Origin of the sequence: Dietzia sp. DQ11-71 (genome assembly GCF_014144995.1) — a bacterium.
Classification (GTDB): domain Bacteria; phylum Actinomycetota; class Actinomycetes; order Mycobacteriales; family Mycobacteriaceae; genus Dietzia; species Dietzia kunjamensis.
In genome coordinates, this window is the sequence record NZ_JAALDT010000240.1 from 1 (window position 1) to 7,783 (window position 7,783).

At 71.2% G+C, this 7,783-nt stretch carries 9 protein-coding genes and 1 tRNA gene; 6 read left to right on the top strand and 4 right to left on the bottom strand.

Going from position 1 to position 7,783, the window contains the following annotated elements; genetic code table 11:
• The coding region (locus G6023_RS09220) for a hypothetical protein (RefSeq protein ID WP_182635129.1) at window positions 1-256 on the bottom strand (256 nt) is incomplete at its 3' end.
• Between the two features lie 90 nt (window positions 257-346).
• Window positions 347-432, bottom strand: a tRNA-Leu gene (locus G6023_RS09225).
• A 201-nt stretch (window positions 433-633) separates the two neighbouring features.
• Here G6023_RS09225 and G6023_RS09230 point away from each other — a divergent pair.
• Window positions 634-1,176, top strand: coding sequence for a YbhB/YbcL family Raf kinase inhibitor-like protein (locus tag G6023_RS09230; RefSeq protein WP_132063325.1), 543 nt, complete (start codon window positions 634-636; stop codon window positions 1,174-1,176).
• Between the two features lie 13 nt (window positions 1,177-1,189).
• On the opposite strand, the gene G6023_RS09235 is transcribed toward G6023_RS09230, so the two are convergent.
• Both G6023_RS09235 and G6023_RS09240 read right to left on the bottom strand, forming a co-directional pair.
• Window positions 1,190-2,257 (bottom strand): quinone-dependent dihydroorotate dehydrogenase, encoded by a 1,068-nt coding sequence (locus G6023_RS09235; RefSeq protein ID WP_096905474.1) that lies wholly within the window; start codon window positions 2,255-2,257, stop codon window positions 1,190-1,192.
• 49 nt (window positions 2,258-2,306) lie between these two features.
• Entirely contained in the window at window positions 2,307-3,308 is a 1,002-nt protein-coding gene (locus G6023_RS09240; RefSeq protein WP_227022272.1) for a WD40 repeat domain-containing protein, read from the bottom strand.
• Window positions 3,309-3,513: 205 nt separating this feature from the next.
• Here G6023_RS09240 and G6023_RS09245 point away from each other — a divergent pair, with 205 nt between their 5' ends.
• The 5 genes from G6023_RS09245 to mshC all read left to right on the top strand — a co-directional run.
• Window positions 3,514-4,359, top strand: a complete 846-nt coding sequence (locus G6023_RS09245) for an undecaprenyl-diphosphate phosphatase (protein WP_187700089.1) — start codon at window positions 3,514-3,516, stop codon at window positions 4,357-4,359.
• Window positions 4,360-4,415: 56 nt separating this feature from the next.
• Window positions 4,416-5,120: a histidine phosphatase family protein gene (locus tag G6023_RS09250; protein WP_096905476.1), complete on the top strand. Its 705-nt coding sequence runs from the start codon at window positions 4,416-4,418 to the stop codon at window positions 5,118-5,120.
• A 40-nt stretch (window positions 5,121-5,160) separates the two neighbouring features.
• Window positions 5,161-5,748, top strand: a complete 588-nt coding sequence (locus tag G6023_RS09255; RefSeq protein ID WP_120283225.1) for an Rv2134c family protein — start codon at window positions 5,161-5,163, stop codon at window positions 5,746-5,748.
• Window positions 5,745-6,527: an Rv2133c family protein gene (locus G6023_RS09260; protein ID WP_182635134.1), complete on the top strand. Its 783-nt coding sequence runs from the start codon at window positions 5,745-5,747 to the stop codon at window positions 6,525-6,527. The genes G6023_RS09255 and G6023_RS09260 overlap by 4 nt, the downstream gene beginning before the upstream one ends.
• A 25-nt stretch (window positions 6,528-6,552) precedes the next feature.
• Window positions 6,553-7,783: cysteine--1-D-myo-inosityl 2-amino-2-deoxy-alpha-D-glucopyranoside ligase (mshC, locus tag G6023_RS09265; protein WP_182635136.1), on the top strand; the 1,231-nt coding region annotated here is incomplete at its 3' end.

Consider the following 7,783-nt stretch of genomic DNA (forward strand, 5'->3'; position numbering starts at 1 on the left):
CCATGTCCCGCCCGGCGCCCATCTCGGCCCGGATCGCGCCGGGCAGGGCCATGAGCTCATCGTGCCGGTCGGGGGAGACCCTCACGAGCAGTGACCCGTCCCGTCCGGCGCTGACCGCGATCTTCTCGGACACCATGACGCAGTGGCCGCCGAACATCGACACCTCGCGGGTCACCGGCTCATCGACGAGGAGTTCGCGCAGGCGGTCGATGAGCTGCTGCTGAGCGGGGGGCGGTGTGCGGGGTGTGCGGGCCATCGGGCGACCTCCCCAGAAAAACTCACCCAGAAACAAGTGGGCCCCGGATCCTCACGGATCCGGGGCCACTTCTACTGTCTCGACACAGTGTGCGCGAGGGGGGACTTGAACCCCCACGTCCGTTAATAGGACACTAGCACCTCAAGCTAGCGCGTCTGCCATTCCGCCACTCGCGCTCGCACACTGGTGACCTCCACCGGCTCGTGTCCGGCTTGGTCGTGCGAGGAATGACATTAGCCGATGCCCGAACCGTGGACCAAATCGGGGTCCCGCCGCGGCTCCCACCGCCGGGTCATCGCTGGTAGACAGGGCTGGTAGACAGGGACGTGACCGGATGGAGGACCACTCCACACCGCCACGATCGCAGGAGGATGACGATGACCGACTTCCGTGTGCCCGACCCCTACGCCGCACTCCCGGATCTACCGGCCCTCGAGGTGACGAGCGAGTCGTTCACCGAGGGCGCCACCCTGTCGGCCGCGCAGCTCGGCGGGAAGATGGGTGTCGAGGGCGGCCAGGACAGGTCGCCACAGGTGAGCTGGAGCGTGGGTCCGGAGGGTACGAGGACCTACGTGGTCACCGTCTTCGACCCGGACGCCCCCACCGCGTCGGGCTTCTGGCACTGGTCGGTGGCCAACATCCCGGCAGAGGTGACCTCACTGCCCGAGGGCGCGTGCACGGGCGACGACACCTCGGGCCTCCCCGAGGGCGCGGTCGTGGTCCGCAACGACGCCGGCTTCAAGGGCTTCGTGGGCGCGGCCCCGCCGGCGGGCCACGGGCCGCACCGCTACATCCTCGCCGTCCACGCGGTGGGCGACGAGATCGAGCTCGGTGACGACGCCTCGTGCGCGTTCGTCGGGTTCAACCTGTTCGGCCAGGGCCTGGCCCGCGGCACGGTGACGGGGATCTTCGAGCAGTAGCGCTCAGTAGCGCTCAGCGCACCGCCGAGCCGACGGCCTCCGCCAGGGACCCGAACCCGCCCTGGCGGAGGCGCTTGGCCACCAACCGGTTGGTGCCGCGCAGGAGCGTGGGTCCGGTGAAGATGAACCCGGTGTAGGTCTGGACGAGGTTCGCGCCGTGGGTGATGCGGTCCCAGACGTCCTCGGGCGTCTCGATGCCACCGACGGAGATGATGACGATGCGGCCGCCTGCGCGTCCGTGGATCCGCGAGAGGACCTCCCGCGACCGGGCGGCGACCGGCGCGCCGGAGATGCCCCCGGCGCCCAGTGCCTCGACCGCCGCGGCGGGGGTCCGCAGTCCGTCACGCGAGATGGTGGTGTTGGTGGCGACGATGCCCGCCAGCCCCAGTTCCAGCACGAGGTCCGTCACCGCGTCGATGTCCGCGTCGTCCAGGTCGGGCGCGATCTTCACCAGGACGGGGATCGTGGCCACGTCCCGCACCGCCGCGAGGATGGGCCGGAGCGATTCGACGGCCTGCAGATCCCGTAGACCGGGAGTGTTGGGGGAGCTGACGTTGACGACGAGGTAGTCGGCGAGACCCGTGAGCATCGTCGCCGAGGCCACGTAGTCGCGGACCGCGTCCTCCGCGGGGACCACCTTGGTCTTGCCGATGTTGATCCCCACCGGGTCACTGCTGCGGCGCCGACGGAGGTTGTTGGCCGCGTTACCGGCCCCGTGGTTGTTGAACCCCATCCGGTTGAGGATCGCCCGGTCCTCGACGAGCCGGAACAGGCGTGGGGTGGGATTGCCCGGTTGGGGAGAGGCGGTCACGGTGCCCACCTCGCTGAACCCGAAGCCGATCGCGCCCCACGAGTCCACGGCGGCGGCGTTCTTGTCGAACCCGGCCGCCAACCCGAGCGGGCCGGGGAAGGTACGACCGAGCACCTCCTGGGCGAGCACGGGGTCCCGCACACCCAGGATCCGGCGAGCCACGGCACCGAGCGGGGGCACCAGGGTCAGGAGCTTGAGCAGGCCGAACACCAGGTGGTGGATCCGCTCCGCGGGAAAGCGGAACAGCACCTTCTTGAGCAGTGCGTACACGGTCCTCCTCGGTGAACGTCCCCGGGCGGGACGTGGGTCTTCTGGGCGATCAGCTCGCCGGCTCGGTGAGGGTCGGTCGGATGAGGTGCAGGCCCGCCCCGTCCGCGGAACCGACCACCACCGTCCCCGAGTCGGTGACCGCCAGCGAGTCGGGCTGGCGCACCGTCGGGATGTCCGCGCGCTGGATACCGACGCCGTCGCCGAGATCGTACGCCTGGACGGTGTTCGTCCCCGTGGAGGTGACCCAGACGAGTCCCCTGGACGTGTCCTCCGCGACCGCCCACGGGGCCGCGGCGACGGGGAACTGTTGATGCAGCCGGACGGGCGAGGTCGAGTACACCAGCAGGGTCCCGCCGACCGTGTCGCTGGCCACCACGGAACGCTCGCCGAACTCGTCGAGCTGACCCGCCCCCTTGCCGGCACGCAGGAGCGGCCCGGCGTTGTCCGATTCGAGGTCGATGCTGGCGATGACGGTGTCGGGGCGGCTCAGGGCCGTCACCGAGCCGTCCCGGGCGACGCTGATCCGGTCCACGGCAGTCAGCCCGCCGATGCGACGCTGCTCGGCACCGTCGGCGTCGCGCACGACGATCTCGCCCTCCGGGGTGCCGGTCAGTAGTCGACCGTCCGTGGTCAGCGCGGCCGCGGTGACCGGGCCCAGCCCGGTGATCTCACGGACCTGCCCGGTGGCCGACACCAGGACGACGCCGTCGGAGTGGGGGACCACCACCGTGCCGTCGTGCGCGGCCGAGGCATCGCCGGCACCCGGGGGCAGCGGCACGGAGTCCTCCTCCACCCAGCGGGTGCCGTCGATTCGACCGATCTCCAGCGACGGCGGGTCGTCGACCCGGGCGACGACCCGGTCACCCACCGCGACGAGGGAGCGGACCGAGCCGGGAACCGGGATCACGTCACCCCCGGCGGGGTCGGAGACCTGCGGCGACTCCGCGGGGGAGGCGTTGCCCTGGGCGATTCTGTTCTGCTCCTCGAGCTCCGCGGTGGGCGAGGAGCAGGCGGTCAGTGCGACCCCCAGGGCGAGGAGGGCGGCGGGCACGCCGGAACGGTGGAGGACACGTCGGTGCACGGTGTTCCTTTCGACTGCCCGCCATTGTCCACCACGCGGGTGCTCGGGCACCGTCCAGGTCCGGGCGACTACTCTCGCTGCGTGCGGTGACGCGATCCGCGTCCGATCCGCCGGAACCCGAGAGGAAACAGCGCACGTGAACACATCGGTACTCGCCGCGCCCACCGCGGAAGGGATGTCCTGGCTCCAGGTCGTCGTGCTCTCGGTGCTCCAGGGCCTCACCGAGTTCCTGCCGGTGTCGTCGTCCGGCCACCTACGGATCTTCTCCACCTGGTTCTTCGGCGAGGACGCGGGCGCGTCCTTCACCGCCGTGGTCCAGCTGGGCACCGAGGCCGCGGTGCTGGTGTTCTTCTTCAAGGACATCGTGCGCATCCTCGTGGCCTGGTTCCGAGGCGTGTTCAACTCCGAGCACCGCGCCGACCCGGATTATCGCCTGGGGTGGTTCGTCATCGTCGGGTCGGTCCCGATCGCCCTCATCGGTTTCGTCGGCAAGGACTTCATCCGTGACGCCGCGCGGAACCTCTGGATCACCGCCATCGTGCTCATCGTCTTCTCCTTCGTGTTCCTGCTCGCCGAGAGATTCGGCCGGCAGGACCGCCCCGTCGACGCCAAGTCGCTCGAGGGTCTGACGATGAAGGACGCGATCGTCATGGGGCTGGCCCAGTGTCTGGCGCTCATCCCGGGCGTGAGCCGCTCCGGGGGCACGATCTCCGCCGGCCTGTTCCTCAACATGTCGCGCGAGGCCGCGGCGCGGTTCTCGTTCCTGCTGGCCATCCCCGCAGTCCTCGCCTCGGGCCTGTTCAGCCTCCCCGACGCGTTCGAACCGTCGGTGGGGCAGTCGGCGAGCGGATTCCAGCTCCTCGTGGGGTCGGCGATCGCGTTCGTCATCGGGTACGCGGCCATCGCCTGGCTTTTGAGGTTCGTGCAGAACCACTCGCTCGCCTGGTTCGCCGGGTACCGCATCCTCCTCGGCGCCCTGGTGTTGATCCTGCTCGGCACCGGCACGATCCCCGCGACCTGACCGGGGCCGCCGCCCGGCCGGTGACCGACCCGGCGGGCCGTCGGTAATCTTCCCGTATGACCGTCATCCTGCTCCGGCACGGCCGATCCACCGCCAACACCGCCCTCACGTTGGCAGGCCGTACACCGGGGGTCGGCCTCGACGACACCGGTCACGCCCAGGCCGCGGAACTCGGCCGTCGACTCGGGGAACTACCCGTCGAGGCGGTCGTCCGGTCGCCCCTCATGCGGTGCCGTCAGACGGTCGAACCCCTGGCGCGGTCGCTGGGCGTGGAGCCACTGGTCGACGAGGGGCTGGTCGAGGTCGACTACGGCTCCTGGACGGGCCGACCACTCAAGGACCTCGCCTCCGAGCACCTGTGGTCGGTGGTCCAGCAACACCCCTCGTCGGCGGTCTTCCCGGACGGCGAGTCCCTGGCCGGGATGGCCGGTCGGGCGGTGACCGCCATCCGTCGCCACGACCAGCGCCTGGCGGAGGAGGCGGATCGCGACGTGCTGTGGGTGGCGTGTAGCCACGGCGACGTCATCAAGGCGGTGATCGCGGACGCCTACGGGATGCACCTGGACCAGTTCCAGCGGATCGTGGTGGAACCCGCGTCGGTGTCCGTGGTCCGGTACACGCCACACCGCCCGTTCGTGCTCCGGGTCAACGACACCGGCGGCGACCTGGCGGGTCTCCGCGGGGACCCGGCCGGCCGGGTCGGCGACGCCACGGCGGGGCACGCCAGCTCGGACGCCGTCCCCGGCGGGAACGTAGCCTGATGATCCGCACCACCATCCACCCCACGAGGAGACCACCCGCATGAGCAGGGCAGTGCACGAGTTCCGCGACCCGACCCGGTTCGTGGTGGGCACGGTCGGCCAGCCGGGCGAGCGCGTCTTCTTCGTCCAGGCCACCGAGTCGGGCCGGACCATCTCGGTGCGGTGCGAGAAGCAGCAGGCCCAGATCCTGTCCGAGAGGATGGGCGACCTGCTCGACGAGATCGCCGCCAAGTCCGACGTCCCGATCCCGCCGGCCGGCGGCGTCGTGGATGATCTCGACCCGCTCGAGATGCCGGTCGACGCCGAGTTCCAGGTGGGCACCATGGGGCTCGGCTGGGACGGGGAGCACTCCAAGATCGTGGTGGAGTTGTTGGCGATGGACCCGTCCGCCACAGACGAGTCGGTGGTGCTGTCGGACGCCGAGGACGCGCCGGACGCGCTGCGCGTCTTCCTCACCCCCCAGCGCGCCCGGCAGTTCGTGCTCCGCAGCGAGAAGGTCGTCTCCGCCGGCCGTGCCCCGTGCCCGCTGTGCGGCGAACCGATCGACACCACCGGCCACCTGTGCGTCCGCCTCAACGGTTACCTCCCGCGGTCCGGTGAGGCGCTCACCGACCTCATCGACCCGTGACCGACCGCCCGGCCAGCCCCGAACTCACCGTGCTGTACCGGATCCCGTCCGGCAGCAACGCGGTCTACCACTGTGTGGACGCCCACGGGGACAGCTGGGTCTACAAGCCGTCGGCGGGGGAGCGGCCGCTGATGGACTTCCCCGACGGCAGTCTGGCCGCGCGGGAGATCGCCGCACACGCGGTCTCCGAGGCGTTGGGCTGGGACCTCGTGCCACAGACCGTGGGCGCGCACGGCCCGGGCGGGCCGGGGATGGCCCAGCGCTGGATCGAGGAGATCGATCGCGAGCAACGCTCCGGGCACGACCCGATCGACGTCCACCCCGCCGACGCCGTCCCGGGCGGCCGGGCGGTCGTGCTGCGGGGGGAGGGCGCGCGGGGAGAGGACGTGGTGGTGGCACACGGCACCGACGACCGGCTGCGCCGTATCGCGGTGTTCGACCACGTGGTCAACAACGCCGACCGGAAGGGCGGACACGTCCTCGTCGACGCCGCGGGGGTCGTCTGGGCGATCGACCACGGCCTGTCCTTCCACACCGAGCCCAAGGTGCGCACCGTCCTGTGGGGGTGGGCGGGTCAACCCCTCACCGCCGACGAGGTGGCGGGGTTGGAGCGTCTCCGGCGCGACCTGGCAGAGGGCGGCGCACTCGGCGCGGCCCTGTCCGACCTGCTCTCCTCCGCCGAGGTCGAGGCTCTCACCGAGCGCGTCGACACCCTCCTCGCGACCCGGGTGTTCCCCGTTCCCGGCCCCGGCTACCCCTTACCCTGGCCGCTCTTCTGACCGCGTGGTCTCTAGACTCGGCCGCATGCACTCGTGGTCCACGCCTGTCGTCCCCGCGGTCCCCGGCGACGGCGTCCCCCTGAGGTTGTTCGACACGGCCGGCGCGGAGGCCCGCGAGGTGGCGCCGGGGCCCGTCGCACGCATGTACGTCTGCGGGATCACCCCGTACGACACCACCCATCTCGGTCACGCGGCCACCTATCTCACGTTCGACCTCGTCTACCGTCAGCTGCTCGACGCCGGGCACGAGGTCCACTACGTCCAGAACACCACCGATGTCGACGACCCGCTGTTCGAGCGGGCCGAGCGTGACGGCGTCGACTGGCAGGAGCTGGGGGACCGCGAGACCGACCGGTTCCGCGAGGACATGGAGGCGCTCCGGGTCCTCCCGCCGCGTGACTACGTCGCGGCCACCGAGACCATCGACGAGGTCGTGGAGATGGTGGCCGAGCTCCTCGAGCGTGGTCACGCCTACTGCATCGACCCCGCCGTCGACGGCTACTCCGACGTCTACTACCGCCACCGCGCGACCGAGGAGTTCGGGTACGAGTCGGGCTACGACGACGACGAGATGGCCGCCGCCTTCGCCGAGCGCGGTGGCGACCCCGACCGAACCGGCAAGGAACACCCGCTGGATGCGTTGCTGTGGCGCGTCAATCGTCCCGGCGAGCCGTCGTGGCCCTCCCCCTGGGGGGCGGGCCGACCCGGGTGGCACATCGAGTGCTCGGCGATCGCCCGCAACCGCCTGGGGATGGAGTTCGACATCCAGGGTGGCGGCAGCGACCTGGCCTTCCCCCACCACGAGTTCTCCGCCGCCCACGCCGAGGCGGCCACGGGGGAGGCGCCCTTCGCCCGTTTCTACGTCCACGCCGCGATGATCGGGCTCGACGGCGTGAAGATGAGCAAGTCGCTCGGCAACCTGGTGCGCGTGCAGGCGCTGCGGGAGGAGGGCGTCGACCCGGCGCTCATCAGGCTCGGCCTGTTCGCCGGGCACTACCGCGTGGACCGGTCCTGGTCCGGGGAACTCCTCGAGGCCGCCCGTCTCCGGTACGACACGTGGAACCGGGCAGTTGCCCGCGGCGCCGGTGCGGACTCGGCGGCCGCGATCACGGCTCTGCGCGAGCGCCTCGCGGACGACCTGGACACACCGGGGGCGTTGGCCGTGATCGACGCGTGGGCGGAGGCGACGCTGGGCGGTGACGAGGCGGACCCGGCCGCCGGTGTCGCGGTCGCGACCGCCCTGGACGCTCTTCTCG